Source organism: Microcoleus harperi Pol14_C6, assembly GCF_036701295.1.
Lineage (GTDB): Bacteria > Cyanobacteriota > Cyanobacteriia > Cyanobacteriales > Microcoleaceae > Microcoleus.
The window spans coordinates 1-1,126 of the sequence record NZ_JAUBQN010000117.1; the positions used below are offsets into that span (position 1 = coordinate 1).

At 45.5% G+C, this 1,126-nt stretch carries 2 protein-coding genes; both read left to right on the plus strand.

The features are described 5' to 3' along the window. The first annotated feature begins 57 nt into the window (after positions 1-57). Positions 58-561: a helix-turn-helix domain-containing protein gene (locus QUA27_RS27230; RefSeq protein WP_333072163.1), complete on the plus strand. Its 504-nt coding sequence runs from the start codon at positions 58-60 to the stop codon at positions 559-561. After that, a complete protein-coding gene (locus QUA27_RS27235) occupies positions 555-1,118 on the plus strand; it encodes an IS630 family transposase (protein ID WP_333072165.1) in 564 nt (187 codons plus the stop codon). Before QUA27_RS27230 ends, QUA27_RS27235 begins: the two co-directional genes overlap by 7 nt. Positions 1,119-1,126: the final 8 nt, after the last annotated feature.

Below are 1,126 nucleotides of genomic sequence, written 5' to 3' on the forward strand. Positions count from 1 at the left end.
ATACCAATTTTATATGAAGTTGCATAGAATAAAGATACTGTTTAGAGGTCATTAGTTATGGCACGTCAACTGATTGTGGCGCTCGCCGAAAGTGCAGAGAGTTTGGAGCAACAACTCAAAAACAGTCGCACCGCCAGCCAGAAAGAACGGTTGCAAATGTTATGGTGGCTGAAAACGGGACAAATTACTCAGCACAAAACTCTCGCCTTACGTCTCGGACGCGATGGTTCAACGGTAACTCGGTGGCTGCAAAAGTATCGTCAAGGAGGGTTATCCGAATTGTTGGCCCTTAAGAGTGCACCCGGAAAATCACCCCACTTGAGTCCAGAGGCTCTCGCCGGATTGCAAGTAAGATTGCAACAGCCACCAGGATTCAAAAGTTATGGGGAGATCGTGGAGTGGCTAAATCAGACTTATCAACTGAACCTGACATATCCCACCGTCTATAATTGGGTGCATTACCGACTCAAAGCTAAATTAAAAGTACCTCGTCCCCAGAGTGCCAAGCAAGAACCCAATGCCGTGAGGCGTTTTAAAAAAACATTGCCCCAGCATTGTTGACCTATCAACGGTTGTTTGGCAAGGGACAACGGTTGCGTTATTTATGTCAAGACGAGACCCGCTTGGGACTCAAAACCGAAACAGGGAAAGTAATTATGGCGTTTGGGGTGAAACCGATCGCCCCTGTGTTGTGGAAACGCGACAATTTTTGGCTCTACGGTGTGGTCGAACCCTTGAGTGGCTGGCATTTTTGTCAAGAATACGATCGACTCAATACTGAACAATTTCAGCAATTTATTGATGCCATCTCACATCAGCTCGGAGATGACATCGCACTAATTCAACTTGATCGAGCCGGAGCTCATGTGACCAGCGCTCTACGATGGCCCGACAACTTGATTCCCGTGTGTCAACCAGCCCATAGCCCGGAACTCAATCCGATTGAACGAGTGTGGCAACTTATTAAACAACAATTCAAGGGAGAAGTTTTTGAAACACTTCTTCAATTGCGTGAGCGACTTAACCAAGTTCTGGAACAAATCACCCCTGAACAAATCATTTCGCTATCTTCTTACAATTTCATTCTTGAGGCTTTATTCTATGCAGCTTCATATTAAATTGGTAT